At 39.6% G+C, this 17,526-nt stretch carries 15 protein-coding genes; 6 read left to right on the top strand and 9 right to left on the bottom strand.

Features of this window, described 5'->3' with window-relative positions; translation table 11 throughout:
- Positions 1 to 11: 11 nt before the first annotated feature.
- Entirely contained in the window at positions 12 to 2,000 is a 1,989-nt protein-coding gene (locus BUR11_RS01810) for a tetratricopeptide repeat-containing sensor histidine kinase (protein WP_074223129.1), read from the bottom strand.
- Positions 2,001 to 2,391: 391 nt separating this feature from the next.
- Here BUR11_RS01810 and BUR11_RS01805 point away from each other — a divergent pair, with 391 nt between their 5' ends.
- A complete protein-coding gene (locus BUR11_RS01805) occupies positions 2,392 to 2,706 on the top strand; it encodes a sialate O-acetylesterase (protein WP_074223128.1) in 315 nt (104 codons plus the stop codon).
- Positions 2,707 to 2,803: 97 nt separating this feature from the next.
- The gene (locus tag BUR11_RS01800) at positions 2,804 to 3,265 is read left to right on the top strand and encodes a hypothetical protein (protein ID WP_074223127.1); all 462 of its coding nucleotides are present in this window, start codon (positions 2,804 to 2,806) and stop codon (positions 3,263 to 3,265) included.
- A gap of 54 nt (positions 3,266 to 3,319) precedes the next feature.
- On the opposite strand, the gene BUR11_RS01795 is transcribed toward BUR11_RS01800, so the two are convergent.
- Positions 3,320 to 5,803, bottom strand: coding sequence for a S9 family peptidase (locus tag BUR11_RS01795; RefSeq protein WP_074223126.1), 2,484 nt, complete (start codon positions 5,801 to 5,803; stop codon positions 3,320 to 3,322).
- Between the two features lie 243 nt (positions 5,804 to 6,046).
- Here BUR11_RS01795 and BUR11_RS01790 point away from each other — a divergent pair, with 243 nt between their 5' ends.
- On the top strand, positions 6,047 to 6,913 hold the full coding sequence (locus BUR11_RS01790; RefSeq protein ID WP_074225060.1) for a UDP-2,3-diacylglucosamine diphosphatase: 867 nt from the start codon (positions 6,047 to 6,049) through the stop codon (positions 6,911 to 6,913).
- 1 nt (position 6,914) lies between these two features.
- Positions 6,915 to 8,036, top strand: a complete 1,122-nt coding sequence (locus BUR11_RS01785; protein WP_074225059.1) for a glycosyltransferase family protein — start codon at positions 6,915 to 6,917, stop codon at positions 8,034 to 8,036.
- Between the two features lie 13 nt (positions 8,037 to 8,049).
- On the opposite strand, the gene BUR11_RS01780 is transcribed toward BUR11_RS01785, so the two are convergent.
- Complete coding sequence (locus tag BUR11_RS01780) at positions 8,050 to 10,260, bottom strand: M56 family metallopeptidase (protein ID WP_074223125.1); 2,211 nt, start codon at positions 10,258 to 10,260, stop codon at positions 8,050 to 8,052.
- Complete coding sequence (locus BUR11_RS01775) at positions 10,257 to 10,625, bottom strand: BlaI/MecI/CopY family transcriptional regulator (protein ID WP_074223124.1); 369 nt, start codon at positions 10,623 to 10,625, stop codon at positions 10,257 to 10,259. Before BUR11_RS01775 ends, BUR11_RS01780 begins: the two co-directional genes overlap by 4 nt.
- A 306-nt stretch (positions 10,626 to 10,931) precedes the next feature.
- Here BUR11_RS01775 and BUR11_RS01770 point away from each other — a divergent pair, with 306 nt between their 5' ends.
- Both BUR11_RS01770 and BUR11_RS01765 read left to right on the top strand, forming a co-directional pair.
- Positions 10,932 to 13,604 (top strand): MGH1-like glycoside hydrolase domain-containing protein, encoded by a 2,673-nt coding sequence (locus BUR11_RS01770; RefSeq protein WP_074223123.1) that lies wholly within the window; start codon positions 10,932 to 10,934, stop codon positions 13,602 to 13,604.
- On the top strand, positions 13,576 to 14,178 hold the full coding sequence (locus BUR11_RS01765; protein WP_074223122.1) for a ribonuclease HII: 603 nt from the start codon (positions 13,576 to 13,578) through the stop codon (positions 14,176 to 14,178). Before BUR11_RS01770 ends, BUR11_RS01765 begins: the two co-directional genes overlap by 29 nt.
- A gap of 68 nt (positions 14,179 to 14,246) precedes the next feature.
- Here BUR11_RS01765 and BUR11_RS01760 read toward each other — a convergent pair whose 3' ends face one another.
- From BUR11_RS01760 to tsaD, 5 genes are all read right to left on the bottom strand, one after another.
- A complete protein-coding gene (locus tag BUR11_RS01760; protein ID WP_143185800.1) occupies positions 14,247 to 14,699 on the bottom strand; it encodes a hypothetical protein in 453 nt (150 codons plus the stop codon).
- Between the two features lie 62 nt (positions 14,700 to 14,761).
- On the bottom strand, positions 14,762 to 15,271 hold the full coding sequence (locus BUR11_RS01755; protein WP_074223120.1) for an HNH endonuclease: 510 nt from the start codon (positions 15,269 to 15,271) through the stop codon (positions 14,762 to 14,764).
- 1 nt (position 15,272) lies between these two features.
- Positions 15,273 to 16,070, bottom strand: coding sequence for an SH3 domain-containing protein (locus BUR11_RS01750; RefSeq protein ID WP_074223119.1), 798 nt, complete (start codon positions 16,068 to 16,070; stop codon positions 15,273 to 15,275).
- A complete protein-coding gene (gene smpB, locus BUR11_RS01745; protein WP_074223118.1) occupies positions 16,033 to 16,500 on the bottom strand; it encodes an SsrA-binding protein SmpB in 468 nt (155 codons plus the stop codon). Before smpB ends, BUR11_RS01750 begins: the two co-directional genes overlap by 38 nt.
- Positions 16,501 to 16,502: 2 nt before the next feature.
- Positions 16,503 to 17,516 carry a tRNA (adenosine(37)-N6)-threonylcarbamoyltransferase complex transferase subunit TsaD gene (gene tsaD / locus BUR11_RS01740; RefSeq protein ID WP_074223117.1) on the bottom strand — a complete coding sequence of 338 codons (1,014 nt, stop codon included), beginning with the start codon at positions 17,514 to 17,516 and terminating at the stop codon, positions 16,503 to 16,505.
- Between the last annotated feature and the right edge of the window lie 10 nt (positions 17,517 to 17,526).

The following is a 17,526-nucleotide window of genomic DNA, read 5'->3' as shown; positions in this document are numbered from 1 at the left end:
TTTTAACGAATTTAATTGGCACGATGAACATACGGAAAAGTGACCAATAACTCGGTGCCCTGCTGTCCAGACTGGGTATATAGTTCCAATTTACCATTTAGCAACTCTGCTCGGGTACTGATGTTTTTCCAGCCGTTTCGCTTGCTGTGCCGAAAAATACTGGTATCAAAACCCTGTCCATCGTCTAAGATTTGAAGTCTTGTCATCCCATGATTTTGGGATAATTTCAAGGTAATATTTTCCGCTTTAGCATACTTGAGCACATTATTAATCCATTCTTGACAGATACGGAATAGATTGATTTCTTCCAATTTATCCATGCTATCGGAAAGGTTTCCTGCTTCGATATGGAGCTTTACTTTTTGCCCACTATTGATTCGGTGAGCTAAGTCTTCCAATGCCGCAATTAATCCAAAGCGGATCAAAGTGGCCGGCATTAAGTCATAAACCACATTGCTTATTTCCTTTGACATTTCATCCAAAACCGAATCGGTGCGGCTGACCAGTTCGGTTTTGAATTCCTCCTTTGTCTGATTGCTTTTAAGTTGAGAGACATACATACGAAGGGCAGAAATATATTGTCCAAATCCATCATGAAGATCTTGCGCCATACGGCGCCGCTCCTGTTCCTGAGATTCCAGCGAAGCTTGAATATAAGCTTCTTTAACTTTCAACTCCCGATCTTTGACGAGGAGTTCCTGCTTTCGCTTAGTCCGGTTTTGGTAATAGAAAAAGGCAACACCGATCAAAAGTATCAGCAGTCCTAGGGCTGCAAAAGCGAAATAATTTCGCTGAAGAGTCGCATTTTTTTCCAGAATCACAGCGTTCTGAAGTGCAATTTGGCTTTCCTTTTTATCTAAATCATACTTCACTTGAAGATCGGTAAGGAGTTTGGCATTTTCTTCCTGAAAAACTTTCCGATTTAGTTCTTGATATTCCTCGAGATAAGCATTGCCTTTTTCAAAGTCCCCTTTTCTAAAATAGATTTTTGCCAGGGTATTTTTCAACGTCAGTGAATAGTTAACCAACTCCGGACTTTCAGTCAATATTCCAATACCGCGATTGGCAAATCCCAAAGCTCGTTCGGTTTGCCCCAATTCAATATGAGCCGCAGCGGCATTACTGACTATGCTGAGTTCCATTTTGGGGTCGGGAGTAAATCCATCTGCATCATCCAGAGCGATATCAAGCATCATTAAACCTTTATCATAATTTTTCTGCCCAATGTAAAGACTGCCGAGATTATCATGCACTCGGTGAAAGAGTACTTTGTTACCGGCGATTTTGGCATTCTCGATTGATTTTTGAAAGTACTTTTCAGCCAGGTCTTCTTCTCCCATTAGTTTGAAACAAATCCCCAAGTTAGCACAAGAGATCGCTATACCATTTGGGTCATCAAGACGCTCCCGAATCTCCAAAGCCTCCAAATGATACTTGATCGCTTGATCGTAGAGTTCGAGTTCTTGATTAGCCAATCCCAAATTGGAGATGCTATGAACATAATTAGCCTCTTGAGCAGAGGGATCAATTCTGCTAAGCTCCAAGGATTTGGAAAAATACTCAATCGCCGCTTTGTAGTCCGAGGAATTCAGGCGATTCATACCTAGATTGTTGTTGGAGCGCTGCTCGAGAGCTTTCCAACCTTGTTTTTTACTTTCTTCTAAGATCTCAGAAAAGATCCTCAGGGAGCTGTCGGTCATTTGATTAACATCATAGTAGATGCCAAGATTTTGAAGGATTTCAAAGTAAATCCTAGATTTCCCAACTTCCTTTTCGGCTAATTTCAAGACTTCTTGAATCCTAGTCTTGGCTTGATCTCCATCACTAAAAATCATCGAAAAAGTAAGCTGCTGAATCGCGCGGTAGCGAATCGAATCGGAAAGATTTTGATTATGGTAAACTTGTTCCAAACTATCGAGTTGGACTTGCTGTCTTCCCAAAGATGGTAAAGCACCATAAAAAAGAAGTAAAAGGAAAGAAAATAGGCTAAAACGAAACAAGAGCGAAAGATTTAATTATTCAAAGTAAGCCCTTCCCTACATTTTTCAAATTCTTTTTTTGGATTAGACTACTATTTTTTCCCACAAATAATTCGGTCTTTATTCTGTAATATCAATGAAACTAAAAAAGACTATAATTCAATAGAGCTAAACCTTTATTGCCACATGAAATTTTTAATATACTTACTTCCACTGATCACAAATCCCCACTTTTGGGGATTTCACCTCTCCTTCTTCTTCCTAATCTTGCTGAGGAAGATCTAATTTAAATGTTCCTATATGGCTTGGAAATGTTTGGTGAACAACAAGCCGAACAATACTTCAACCCTTTGGAAGAAAACTTTGGGAGGATTGCCTTCATAAGAGGGATAACCCAGGGAATGAAGAGTCTGTGGCTGGGTATTCCCAAAAATTCTTGGCCATGGTAGATTCTCTTAAAAAGGACTTAGGGATAAAATCAATCCCTGTTGTAACAGGTGAAATAGGATACTTTTTTTATGAAAGGTCCCCATTGGCGGAGCAGTTAAATGGGGAGTTGACTAAGCTTGCTTCAGAAAATGCATGCTTAAATCTGGTCAGTGCCCAAGGTCTAAACCATAAAGGGGATCAAACCCATTTTGACTCTGATTCCTATCATGAATTGGGACGTCGGTATGCTCAAAAAATGATTGAACTTCAAACCACTTGTTCCTCGGTTATACAATAAAAATAGTTAAATAATTAAAATTTTATTCTATTTCTCAACTATTCATTTTCATAATTGACTATATTAATGTGGATCAAATCAATATCAATATCAATAAATGAAATTAACAGCTTTTTCAATTTTTCTTTTTTTCATTCAGCATGTTGCCTTTGCACAAGATTTCAAGCCTTTGTTAGACCCAACAAATGCCTGTTCGTATGCAAACCCCATTAAACCCGAGGGGTACAAAACAGGGTATTTCTTTATTGTGGAAGAAATGCCTAGGCCCAAAAAGACACTAAGCTCCATTGAGAAACTTCTCCAAAAGAAGGTGACACACCAAGACATTCCTACAGGACCAATCGTCTTTCAAACCCTAATAAACTGTGAAGGAAAGGCAAGTGATTTTCAGTTACTATCCTGTAATTCAGAAACTGCCTTCGTGTGTAAACAAGTGCTGGAAATTTTTCAGAAAGAAATAGAATGGGATGCTGGAAAACAAAAAAATCGAAACGTGGATGTACTGATGAAAGTGTCCATAAAATTTGAAGAAGGCCAATTTAGAATCATTTTGACCTAAAAATGCCTGACTCTTCATGAATCAGGCATTTTGTGATCTCTGGGGATTTTAGGGCTATTTTGTTTGGGCTTTTTCACGTTGGAATTCCAACATATCCACAGGAGGTGGTGTATTATCTCCCAATAAATGCTGCACAAAATAATCTCCCATCCTCCAGAAGAAATACTCGGTCATATCACCGTAACCATGTCTTTGACCAGGAAGCATTACAAAGTCAAAGCGCTTTCCTGCCTTGATTAAAGCATTCGCCATCCGAATGGTATTCGCTGGATGCACGTTGTTATCTACATCTCCGTGAGAAAGCATCAAGTGCCCTTTTAGATTTTTGGCAAGATCTGGGTTCTTCTCGATCTGGTAAACAAAAGTAGTATCCCCTTTAGGAGAAATTTGCTCTTTCACGCCATGGTGCTTTTCTGACCACCAACGATTATAAATATTGTTTTCATGATTCCCCGCTGAAGAAACAGCTACTTTGAAAATGTCGGGATAGACCAACATGGCAGCAGTGGACATGAATCCACCTCCTGAGTGACCATGGATTCCCACTTTGGATTTATCAATGAAATCATGTCGATCTGACAATTGTTCTATTGCAGCCTTTTTATCTGCTAAACCATAATCTCTCAAATCTCCATATCCATAGTTATGATACCACTTGGATCTTCCAGGATGCCCTCCTCTGTTTCCAAGAGTGATCACGACAAAACCAAATTGAGCCAACCGATCTGTTCGATCCAATCTCGCAGAAAAGGATTTGTTTACCGCTTCTGTTTGAGGACCAGGATACACATATTCAATCAGAGGGTATTTGCGGGTTGAATCAAAATCAAAAGGCTTGTACATTACCCCATACAAATCGGTGATCCCATCATCTGCTTTAAAGGTAAAAGGTTCAGGGAATTGATATCCTGCAGCAAACAATTGAGATAAATCAGCCGTTTCCAAATCCATCACTTTCGAACCATTTCGATCTTTCAATTCGGAAACTGGGGTAGTATTCACCCTCGAATAGGTGTTGACAAAATAGGTTCCGCCATCATTCATATCTGAAGAATGGTTGAAATCTCCTTTATTTAATAGGGTGATCGCACCTCCATCTAAACTCACGGAATACAAATGTTCATAGTAAGGATCCTCTCCCTTTTCTCTTCCATTGGCAACGAAAAACAATCTTCTACCTTTATCGTCGACACGCTCTACACGGTCGGTATGAAATGCACCTGAAGTCAACTGTCTCTTCAAGGTCCCATCTTTTCCATAAAGGTAAAAATGCCCCCAGCCATCACGCTCTGACCAGAAAATCAACTCCTCTCCTCCGTTCACCAATTCAGGGCGGCTTAAGTCTATATAGGTATTGCTACGCTCTTCAATCACCACCTCTTTTTCTCCAGTAGCAAGGTTCCATCTCGCGATGTCTACTTTTTTCAGGTCCCTGGAAGTGATCCCAAAATAAAACTCATCTTCATCACCCAACCATGTTGCAGCTCTAAAATCATCATCTCTTGCATTTGCAGGAGCTGGAGTGGACCAAAGAGAAATGGTTTGATCTTTAAAAGTACCTACTGGCAAATTCTTCAACACTTCCGTATCAAAAGAATAATGGTATAAGTAGACAATAGATTGCTCCTTCTCCCCGGGCATGGCATATTTATAAGTCTCCAAAGTAGGGCGAGGATCTCTCGTATTATGCAGCACCCACAGGTCCTTTACTTTTCTATCATCAGACCGGGTAAATACAAATTGGGTAGAGGCTTCATTCCAAAGCACCCCTACTCGCTTTCTTTTATCTTTATTTTTTTCAACTTCCACATTATCCTCTCCTCTACCACTGAAGCCATACCCAAAGTCTTCCTCTCCATCAGTAGAGATTTGATGCTCCACAATGGTACTGTCTTTCTCATCTTTTACAGCTTTGAGGAAATTTTCTTTATCCATCCAAAACAAATTATGGTGCTTTGCAAATACCACTTTGGATGAATCCGGAGAAATAGAAGCCCAGGACAATCTTTTTGGGTCTTCCTCCGCATCTGTAATTTCCACCAACTGCTGGTTACCGATATGGTATTCAAACACAAAAGTCTTTTTCTCTAGGGAATCTTTTGCATTTTTATTTTTTTCCTTGATTTCAGCCCAGTCTTTTTTCAGGACTTCTTCGGTGCCTTTGATTTTAAACCGGATGGTGTTTTCATCTTCTAAAAACTTTAAATCATCTAAATCCAGGTGCTGCCCATCTACCGGATCTTTCATGATTTTGGTGATTTCCATGGCCAGTTTATCCTTGTCAAAAAGGCTGGATTTGGTTTTCCGTACTGGGTCTACGATGTACCAGTTATTTCCATCACTGGTTTTGTATTCATACCAAAATCGATCGGATTTTTTCAACCAATGTGGAGACACAGCAGTTGAAAAAACCATTTTTCGCATTTTTTCCGGTGAAAATCGAGCTGCCAATTCATAATTTCCTTGATAAACTTGTTCCTGGGCAATAGCCCCTGAAAGAATCAGGAATAATGTTGAAAAGAGTAAGAGTTTCTTCATAGGGTTTACATTTGAACCAATAAATCTAGGGTGAAAGTGAATTTTTTATACCACCATTAATGTAATAAATGCGGTATTTGAGCCTAGCCTTGACCATTCTAACTTCTTTATCCGGATTTTTAATCTTGGCTTAATTTTATCATCACACTAAACTGGAAAGCCTCCATAATCATAGCTTTTTGATAAAACCAATTTCATTCTTAGTTGATTTTCAGTGTATACATTGAGATCAAAACAAGAAGTGTGAAAACCAGATTCAAAACAATCGTCGTTTCCGATGTGCATTTGGGAACCAAAGGCTCCAAAGCCAAAGAAATTTCCAGATTCTTAAAGATGTATGAATGTGAAAACCTAATCCTGAATGGTGATATCATAGATGGTTGGCAGCTCAAAAAATCAGGATCCTGGAAAAGGAAACACACACGATTTTTTAATAGAATAATAAAAATGATAGAAAACACAGGCACCAAAGTCTTCTATCTCCGGGGAAATCACGATGATTTTTTGGAACAAATTTTACCTCTTCAAATTGGAAATCTCTCCATCCAACTAGACATGATTTATGAGAGTAATGGTAAAAAATACTTCATCACACATGGGGATGTTTTTGATAGCATTACCACAAATTTAAGGTGGATTGCCTACATCGGTGATGTGGGCTACACCTTTTTGCTTTGGCTAAACCGGGTGGTCAACTTTTACAGGTACAAAAGAGGTCTTCCTTATTTTTCCTTATCAAAATATGTCAAAGGAAAAGTGAAATCCGCCGTTTCCTACATTGACCAATACGAGGAAGAGTTAGCCAAAATGGCGAAGGCCAAAGGTTGTGATGGAATCATTTGCGGACATATTCATAAAGCCGAAAACCGAATGATTGATGGGATAGAATACCTGAATTCGGGAGATTGGGTAGAAACCATGAGTGCATTGGCAGAGGACCATGAGGGGAACTGGCAATTGATTTATTATAATGAAATCAACTTCAAGTCCTCGGAAGACCATGTAATACTTCCTGTTCAAAACCCAACACACCAAATTATTCCATTCAAGGAAGTATCCTTTAACAAATCGGATGATCCAGATTTGGAAAATCCTTCATTTAGGTTGTAAAATGAAATTTTTATTCATCATCCAAGGGGAAGGCAGAGGACATTTGACCCAAGCAATTGCCTTCTCAAAAATGTTGGAGGCCCAAGGCCATCAACTTACGGGAGTCATTGTTGGGAAAAGCAAAAGGAGGATTATCCCGGATTTTTTTATTGAGCAGATTCCTGCAAAAATCCATCCCGTAGAAAGTCCGAATTTTGAAACTGACAAAGGGGAAAAAAGGATTCTGATCGGAAAGACCATTACCAAAAACCTGAGGAAATCACCCGTGTATTTCAAAAGTCTCCAGCAGATAGATGAAATAGTCAAAGCCGCAGCACCAGACATCATCCTTAATTTTTACGATTTGCTTGGAGGATTATACAATGCTTTTTTCCGTCCCAAAGCCCATTTCTGGGTAATCGGACACCAGTACCTGATATATCATCCTTCCTTTAAATTTGCCAGGTCTGTCGCTTTTCAGAAAGAACTATTTCAGCTCAACACCTGGCTGACAGCTCTTGGGGCAGATAAAAAAATCGCGTTGGCATTCAAACCTCTATCCAAAATTCATGGACACAAACTGGTAGTTGCGCCCCCGCTCCTTCGGGAAGAAGTCAAGCATCTACAACCACGATCAGGCAATTTTATCTTGGCATACATGGTAAACCCTGGGTATGCAACAGAAGTCATTTCTTTTGCCAAAAAATATCCACATCTACGAATCATGGCCTATTGGGATAAGAAGAACGCCAAGGAAACGGAACACCCACTTCCTAATCTATCCTTTCATAAAATCCATGACAGGCATTTTTTGAAAGATATGGCAGCATGCCGCGGATTGGTTTGTACAGCTGGTTTTGAATCCGTCTGCGAGGCATTGTTTCTGAAAAAACCGGTGCTGGTGATCCCGGTTAAAGGCCAATACGAACAAGCCTGTAATGCACTAGATACGGTGGAATCTGGAGTAGGTATCTCTTCTAAAAATTTTGACTTTGGAAAACTGGAAACATGGATCGCTTCCAATCAAAAAACAGAGGACGATTTTCAGGACTGGGCAGGCAAATGGAATGTCATCCTCAGTCAGATTTTGCCAGAAACAAAAATGACTGAGCCGGTATTAGAACTTACCCAGTCATTTTCATAACGCATTTTTTCTGTTAGCAGCCTGCAAAGGCCCGTTGCTCCGGCGTCAGTTCATCCAAGACCTTGAAGGTTAAATGGCCATTTTCATTCAAAGGTATAAAGGGGTAGTTGACACGTTTTACCTGTCGTCTTTGGATAGGATCCATGGCCATGTACTGTTCTTGCATCGCATTGTAAAGCTCATACATGTATGCTCGCTCCTCCTGGCTTTTGTTGGAATATTTCCTTCCTTCCATTCTTATCCACTCATATTTGAGAAATAGCTGATGATAGGCTTCCACTTTATTTTTAGAGGCTGGCGGAGGAGGAGGTAATAGACTTTTCTCTTTGGCAGTCAAATCCTCCGCAAGTTTGTAATATACTTTACCTTCAGCTTCCAATTTAAGATAAGGGGCAAAAGGATGGGTAGGTCTTGAGACAGTTCTTTTCAGTTCCAATGGAATCCTGAAATACAAACTTCCCAATTCGGAGAATTGCGCTTGTAACTTTTGCTGCTCGTCTTCAGACCGGTTTACAAAATGAGTTCCTTCGGTTCTATTTTTTTCGTATTGGTCATGAAGCTTTTTATAGTTTTGTATCGCACTTAATTCTTCCTCTTTCTCTTCTGTAGGAGGATAATCTTCATGTTCTCCCAGGTAAAATATAGTTATTCCTTTAGTTGCTTTACCAAATCCTGAATTTTCACCATATGCTTTTTCAAATCCTTCCTCTGTAAATAATGAGACTTGATGTGCTTGCGGAAATCTTTCAGATCTGGCATTGTTATGCACAAAACTATCTGTATAGTAGACAAAATCCGATGGATTTCTTTTATCCAAAACTTCGTTTTCTGAAACTTTACCATCAATCCAAATCGCAAATTCATCTTTATTTTTCCATGATTCAAATTGCTGGTTGCTAGGCACTTGATAGTTTGGCTTGCGCGGAGGATCCATTAAACCTGCTTTCAAATCTTCTGATAATTCATCATAGGTTTTTTCGATCTCTTCTCCATCTTTAGAGCGCAAAATGAAAGTGACATTCTTGTAAAACTCATCTTTAGATGACTTGCTTACCTGAAGTTCAGGCTTTTGGTAATTAATCTTTCGAAAATCGCTTTCCCTTAAAATCCTTTGAAAATCCTGAATCACTCCCATTTTCACCTCTGAGTTGGCAATGATGTTAATAATGGATTTTTCCTTGTCAAGCTCTTCCAAAATTCCTGGTAACTGAGAAAGTTGATACCTTTTATTTTGATAAACGAAGCTTCCATCACTTTTTAACGTAAAGTCTTGATGGATTTCATCGGAAGAAAGCACATCATTCTGCTTCACTTTTTCCAGTTCTTGATGTGCTGTCACCTTCTCACTAAACACATATACCATCACGCCTAACACTGGAATCAACACAAGAAGTTTGACTCCTTTAAAAATTGGATTGGATTTCTTCTTCATCATTTCCAATCTCTTTTTGGTTAAAGAAAAATTTAAACTGCTCACCAGAGAATTGTGAGTATTGGTAAGTGTCATGGAAAGTAAAAGACGCTGATAGGCTTGGATTGAAGTGGATTTTAAAGCTACCTGATCTGCTATGAATTCATGATTGAGACGGATTGACTGCTTGGCAAAATAAAGCCCAGGATGAAACCAGAGGGGGATCAGCAACAATTCGATAAACAAAACATCCCAGCTGTGACCTTCCTTGACGTGAGTCAATTCATGCTGGAAAATCTCCTCGGAAAACTCACCCGATTCATAGGTATTCTTTGATACAAAAATGAATTTGAGAAAGGAATAAGGAAGCGTATTTTCTTCCAGCAATACCACGGGATAACCTTTGAAAATTACTGTTGCATTTCGATGGATTTGATTGAAGAGAATCCGGATATTCTGAAAAAACCGAATCAAGAAAACCAAGCTTACCAGCAAATAGGCACCTAGTAAAACCTCCGACCAAGGAAAACTTTCAGACGTTTGAACCTCCACTGATGGGCTGTCAAATGTCTGAGCAGGAAATTCGTATTCCGATTGGAATACCTGAGGTTCAAATGCGGTAGGTTCAGGTAGTACAATCGGCTCTTCTGACGCAACCTCCACTACATATAAAGGAATCAAAAAGGAAAACACTACCGCTCCCAACAAATAAAATCTGTTAAAGCGATGAAGTACTTCCTGCTGCAGGAATAGTTTGTGAAACAAAAGCAACAGCACTAAGCAAAGCATGGATTTTAACAGGTATTCCATCATTTCTTTTTGTTTAGTTTTCCATCAATAATTTCCCTTAATTCCTCCAGTTCGGCTTCTGTGAACTCTGCCTTCTTGGTAAAGAATGAAGCAAACTGTGCCGGAGAATCATTAAAAAAGTTTTTGATCAATCCTTTCATATGTTTGGAAAAATAATTCTCCTTGGAGACCAGAGGATAATATTCCCGTGACTTACCTTTTGAAGTATAAGCCACAAATTCCTTGTCTTGCATTCTCTTTAATAAAGTAGAGATGGTAGTAGCTGCCGGTTTAGGGTCTGAATACTCTTCCAATAAATCTTTCATAAACGCTTTTTTAAGCTTCCATAAATGATTCATTAATTCTTCTTCGGTGGGAGAAAGTTTCATAAGTTCATCTTTGATCTTCTACAAATGTAGAACATAATTTTAATTCTACAAATGTAGAATATAATTTATTTTTAAAGGATTGCCTGAAAATCAAGTAAAAGGCTTCATTTTTACGCCCTCAATAAAAGAAATGGCAGCTATAAACAGTATTCTGAATAGGATAATTTAAAGTAAGGAAATTGAATAATTCATGCATTTAATTGCCATTTAAAAAAATAAATAACTGTTTCTTTAAACAGATAGTCGAATAATAGCCCATTATTCATATAAAATCATAATTTCGAATAATGCTTATTGGAGATTGATATGGTAGCTGAAAAATTACGTTTACAGGAAGATAGAGAGCGGATCAAGCATTGGAAGAAATGGGGGCCTTATCTCACAGAAAGACAGTGGGGTACTGTAAGAGAAGATTACAGTCCTGATGGTTCAGCATGGGAAAATGTCACCCATGATGAAGCCAGAAGTAAAGCCTATCGCTGGGGAGAAGAAGGAATTGGAGGAATATCTGATTATAAGCAAAAGCTATGTTTAGCTTGGGGCTTCTGGAATGGCAAGGACCCATTTATTAAAGAAAGACTTTATGGGGTTACCGGAAACCAAGGGAATCATGGAGAGGATGTAAAGGAACTATATTATTACCTCGACTCTACCCCAACCCATAGTTATATGAAGATGCTTTATAAGTATCCTCAAGCCGAATTCCCTTACAAAGACCTTCTCGAAGAAAATCTAAAAAGAGGCAAAACTGATCCCGAGTATGAATTATTGGATACAGGGATTTTTGACCAAGATGAATACTTCGATATTTTCATCGAATATGCTAAAAATGACGCTGAAGACATTGTAGCCACTGCGACCATCCATAACAGAGGTGCAGAAAAAGCATATATCTGTGTCATGCCTACGATTTGGCTTAGAAAAACATGGTTTACGGGACATGAGCCCTTTTTGCCTAAACTGAGCAAGTTTAATGAAAACACGATTCGTGCATTCAGCCCGAAATCCGGAAACTATACCATTTCATTTGAAGGGGAGCCTGAGCTCAAGTTTTGTGATAATGAGACCAATCGGGAAAAAATATATCATATCGGAAATGAGAAAAAATTTCTCAAAGATGCGATCAACGACTATGTAGTCGATGGTGACTCCAAACACATCAATCCTGAAAACTTCGGTACCAAAGCCTCTGCTATTTACCATTTGGAAATACCTCCAGGTGAAAGCAAAACCATCAAGCTTCGTTTAATGCACCAATTTTCTGAAGATGCCTTGTCTTTTTGTGATGACATCATGGAAAAAGCCAAAGTGGAAGCGGATGAATTTTATGAGGAATTGCAAGAAAGGGTAACAGACCCGGACCTAAAGCGGATCCAGCGTCAGGCTTACGCAGGAATGATGTGGTCCAAACAGTTTTATTATTATGATGTAGAACGTTGGCTAGAAGGAGATCCCGGAAGATATGTCCCTCCTATTTCACGCAAAAAAGGAAGAAACAGCAACTGGAAACATCTGCAAAATTACGATATCATATCCATGCCGGATAAGTGGGAATACCCTTGGTATGCGGCTTGGGATTTAGCATTTCACTGTATTCCTATTGCCAGGATTGATCCGGATTTTGCCAAAGATCAATTGCTCCTACTACTGAATGAATGGTATATGCATCCGAATGGGCAAATACCTGCCTATGAGTGGAATTTCTCGGATGTTAACCCTCCTGTACATGCTTACGCCGTGCAGCGGGTCTTTCAAATAGATAAAAAAGCAAACGGCGGAAAAGCGGACTACGAATTTCTTGAAAGGGCTTTACATAAATTAATGCTCAATTTCACCTGGTGGGTAAACCAAAAAGACAGTGATGGGCAAAATATATTCGAGGGTGGATTCCTGGGCTTAGATAATATTTCTGTATTCGATAGAAGTCACGCCCAGCGTTATCAAGGTAAATTAGAACAGGCGGATGCCACCTCATGGATGGCTATGTTTTCGTTGAACCTGCTAAGAATCAGCCTAGACCTCTGTGAGCACAATAAGGTTTACCAGTTTACCGCCACAAAATTCCTAGAACACTTTCTATACATTGCCGGAGCGATGAACAACATTTCTTCTGAAGGTATTTCTCTATGGGATGATGAGGATAGTTTCTTTTATGATGTCTTTCATGTGCCGGGCAAAGAATCGAAGCGAATGAAAGTAAGATCCATCGTAGGATTGATTCCTCTATTTGCAGTGGAACCCATCCGGGAAGATCTATTTAATGAATTACCTGAATTCAAACAACGTTTGGAATTCTTCCTTCGGGAAAAACCAAAATTGGCCGCCTTAGTATCTAGTTGGATTCAACCGGGTTTTAATAGACGAAGATTATTTTCACTATTGAGGGGTCATAGAATGAAAAGTATTCTTCATAAAATGCTCGATTCAGAGGAATTCTTGAGTGAATACGGGATCCGATCGCTTTCAAAATATCACTTGGAACACCCATATGCCATGAAGATTTCAGGTGACTTGCTTTCCGTCAAATATACTCCTGGAGAGTCCGATACGGTCATGTTTGGAGGCAACTCAAATTGGAGAGGGCCCATTTGGTTTCCAATCAACTTCCTAATCATAGAGTCCTTAAAGAAATTTGACTTCTACTACGGAGGAGATTTTTCGATTGAATACCCAACTGGTTCTGGAAGATATATGACCATGGACATCATCGCCAAGGAACTTTCTTACCGATGTATGAAAATATTCATGCGAGATGAAGAGGGAAACCGGCCAGTATATGGAAACATTGAAAAATTTCAAAAGGACCCCCATTTCAAAGATTATATTCTATTTTATGAATATTTCCACGGCGACTCAGGCCTAGGTCTGGGAGCTTCCCACCAAACAGGATGGACGGGTTTGGTAGCAGAAATGATTCATAAATACTACAAAATAAGAGAAGATAAGGAGCATGACTCTAAAACCCTTTTTAGAAGCTAATCGAATAGAAGCTGGATGTGATGAAGTAGGAAGAGGCTGTTTGGCAGGGCCTGTCGTAGCTGCTGCGGTAATCCTCCCTCAAGACTATTCCAATCGCTGGATCAATGATTCCAAAAAATTAGGCAAACGTCAAAGGGAAGACCTGATTGAAGAAATAAAAGGGAAGTCCTTGGCTTGGAAAATTGCCGAAGCATCCGTGGAGGAAATTGATCGAATCAACATTCTGAATGCCTCATTCCTGGCCATGACCCGGGCCGTGCAGGGGCTATCCATCCTTCCCCAACATCTTCTAATTGATGGAAACAGGTTCAAATCAAAACTAACCTTGCCTTATACCTGTGTGATCAAAGGGGATGGTAAGTTTGCCAGTATAGCCGCTGCATCCATTTTAGCCAAAGTGCACCGTGATCAATTCATGGAAAAGTTGGCAGAAGAATTCCCTCACTATGGATGGGAACGAAATGCAGGGTATCCTACCAAAGCCCATCGGACAGGGATTGAGGAACACGGGGATTGTATCTGGCATAGAAAAAGCTTTCGGCTCTTAAGTAGCCAGATGAAAATGGAATTGTAAAAATTGATTCAAAAAAAAGCAAGCCAAGAAATTGGCTTGCCTAAGTTTATAAAAAAGGGATTGAGGGTCTAATTTTCTTTTTTCTTGATGATCCTTTCAAACACCAATTTTCCTGCTCCATTTCCATTAGTAGAAACTGGCTCTAACACAAGTCGATTTCCGTCAAACTCCAGGATTTTTGCCTGTTTGCTATCTTCTCCTTCTAGGATCGTTATTACATGATCTTCACTGATTTCGATTTTGGCTTTTTTCAATACAATCTCCTGGTTTACAAAATCTGTGTATGCCAAACTATCTCCTTCCAGGAATTTATACACTGTATTCTCTAACCTGTAATTGATTTTTGTTTCCAAGTTTGCACGAAAGGCAGCACTCGAGCTCAGGTACTGGGGAGAAGTTTTAATCTTTTTGATTCCATCAAAATCAACAAGCTGCCATTCTCCAATAAGTTCTTGGTATTGAATCTGCGACCAGCCCAAAATAACTGACAATAACAGGGTGTAAATAAAAGAAAGGTTCATACTTTCTTCTAGGCAATTATTTTGCCAAAAAATATAGGATGGAATCAGAAAGGTATTTGGGATCAATGCACTGCCTTACTGGCTAAAAATGGCAACCACTCCTCTGCTTGTCTTTCCGCATATTCGGATAGAAAGAATGATAACGTAGGTCTAAAAGGCTGGTTTTTAAGCGTTAATCCAGCCTGCTCAGGAGATTTATCTCCCTTATTGACATTGCATCGATGGCAGGCGGTCACCAAATTCATCCAGTTGGTTTTTCCACCTTTGGACCTGGGAATTACGTGATCAATGGTCAGGTGTCTCTTACTTCCACAATATTGGCACTCCCCATTATCTCTTCTAAATAAGTTGGACCTATTTAGAAGTACCCCTCGATAGGGTATGTTTTTATAAGAAACCAAACGAATCACCGCAGGATATTCGAAACTTCGACTAACTGTCCGGATTTTAAGAAGCTCGTAAGTTGAAAGACAGTTGGCTTTTTCCATCAAGACCAGAACTATGGCTTTTTGTACAGGAACTACCGCAACCGGAGAATGATCTAAGTTTAATACCAATACTCTTTTTTCCATGCTAACTTACTATTGAGTGGCCTTTCAAAACATATTGTTTACTCGAATTGTTTATTTGAATGCTTTCCCATTCATCGATATCAGAAATCCTCATTTTCCCATCCATCCAGAGTACTTCTTCTGCTCCTAAATACATGGACACTTGAGAAACTTTGGTTTCTAAATCTTTGAAAATAAACAAATCTCCTGGGATTACCTGCTCAGGATCAATCATTTTTCCCTGCATTTTATCTAAGGTCCATCGGTATCCAGCTGCGGCATAGATCAGTTCAAACCCTTTTATTTCGTCCAACCCAAAAATACTTCTTCCTCCAGCCTGATAAGGAGCATTCAAATACTTCAATGCAATTTCCAATAATTCCTCTCGGCCTGCTTTGACAGCATGGCTACGTACTGTCCCGGTAAATCCGATATGATCTTGCCAGTTAAACAACTCTATTTCTGAAAAATGAAGACGGCTGCCTGGTAGCAAGTATAAATTGGATCCCAAATATTCGATTACTGCAATAGGGCTGGTAACCACCTGAAAATCCTGACTTAGAAAATTCTGGTAATCGGAAGGTTGAATGGTTTTGATTGATTTGGAAGTAATCCATCCTTCCAATCCTGTATCCTCATGAAAAATTTTATACCAACTTTGATCAGGATTGATCGCTTTGACTTGATAACACTCCCCAAAAAGTAACTGGGAGATAAGCGCGGACTCAAAGGTAGGTTTTCTATAGAGCGGTAAAATGGTCTGGCGGCATATACCAAAGACATCAGTCAAAGGCCATTCGCTGGATTTCTCTTTTCGCATCTTTTTCTTTCAGGTCATGTCGTTTATCATGAAGCTTTTTGCCTCGACCCAAGGCAATTTCCATTTTTGCTAAACCTCGGTCATTTATAAATATACGAACAGGAATGATAGTCAGCCCTTTTTCTTGAGACTTAGTTTCTAATTTTTCAAGTTCTTTCTTACTTAATAGCAACTTCCTATCTCTCACGGCTTCATGATTATAGCTAGCAGCCATTGAATAAGGAGCGATGTGCATTTGGCGTACATACAATTCTCCCCTCAGGAATACGCAAAAAGCCTCTGTCAAAGACACCTTTCCTTCCCGGATTGATTTTATCTCCGTTCCTTTCAACACCATTCCACAAACAAATTTCTCGATGAATTCAAATTGAAAACTCGCTTTTTTATTTTTGATGTTTACGATCTTATCAAATTTACTAGCCTTCGCCATTTTTAGATTTTCATTTTTGCCAGCGGGGTTACATCATACGATGAAAACTCTCCTGCTAGGTATTTGTAATACGCAGCTATGGCAATCATACCTGCATTGTCTGTACAGTATTCAAATTTAGGGATGTACAGATTCCAACCCTTTTTGGAAGCCAATTCTTGAAGGGTTGTTCTTAAGCCAGAATTTGCAGAAACTCCACCAGCAATAGCAATTTCGGTAACCCCATATTGCTTGACCGCTTCCTTAAGCTTAATCTGCAGCATTTCAATCAATGTCCATTGAATACTGGCACAAAGATCCGCTAAGTTCTCCTCAATAAATTTCGGATTAGATTGAAGCTGATCCCTTAGGAAGTACAATACCGCAGTTTTTATACCAGAAAAAGAGTAATTCAAGCCCGGCATCCGAGTAACCGGAAATTTAAAGGCTTTGGGATTTCCTTCCTTGGCGTATTTATCGATCAAAGGTCCTCCAGGGTAAGGAAGCCCCAAAAGTTTGGCCGTCTTGTCAAATGCCTCCCCCACTGCATCATCCTGCGTCTCTCCGATCACCTCCATATCCAAATAATCCTTTACCAAAACCAACTGGGTATGACCCCCACTCACGGTCAGGCAAATGAAAGGAAAGTTAGGTTTTGGATCATCAATGAAGTGTGCCAAAATATGAGCTTGCATATGATTAACCTCGATCAACGGGATTTTTCTGGCAAAAGCCAACGCTTTGGCAAAGCTCACTCCTACCAACAAAGAGCCCATCAATCCTGGACCTCTGGTAAAAGCTACAGCCGAAAGTTGATCCAAACTGATCCCAGCAGATAAAACAGCCTCCTGTACCACAGGGATCAGGTTTTCCTGATGTGCACGAGAGGCTAGTTCGGGAACCACACCTCCATATTTTTCGTGGACGGATTGTGTAGCGACAATATTATTAAGTACTTTGCCGTCTACTATTACAGAGGCAGAAGTCTCGTCGCACGAGGATTCAATTGCTAGAATAAAGTTATCGTTTGTACTCATTGGAAAAGAA

Origin of the sequence: Algoriphagus halophilus, from assembly GCF_900129785.1 — a bacterium.
In the GTDB taxonomy this organism is placed as follows: Bacteria; Bacteroidota; Bacteroidia; order Cytophagales; family Cyclobacteriaceae; genus Algoriphagus; species Algoriphagus halophilus.
This window is presented reverse-complemented; position numbering and strand designations above follow the sequence as displayed.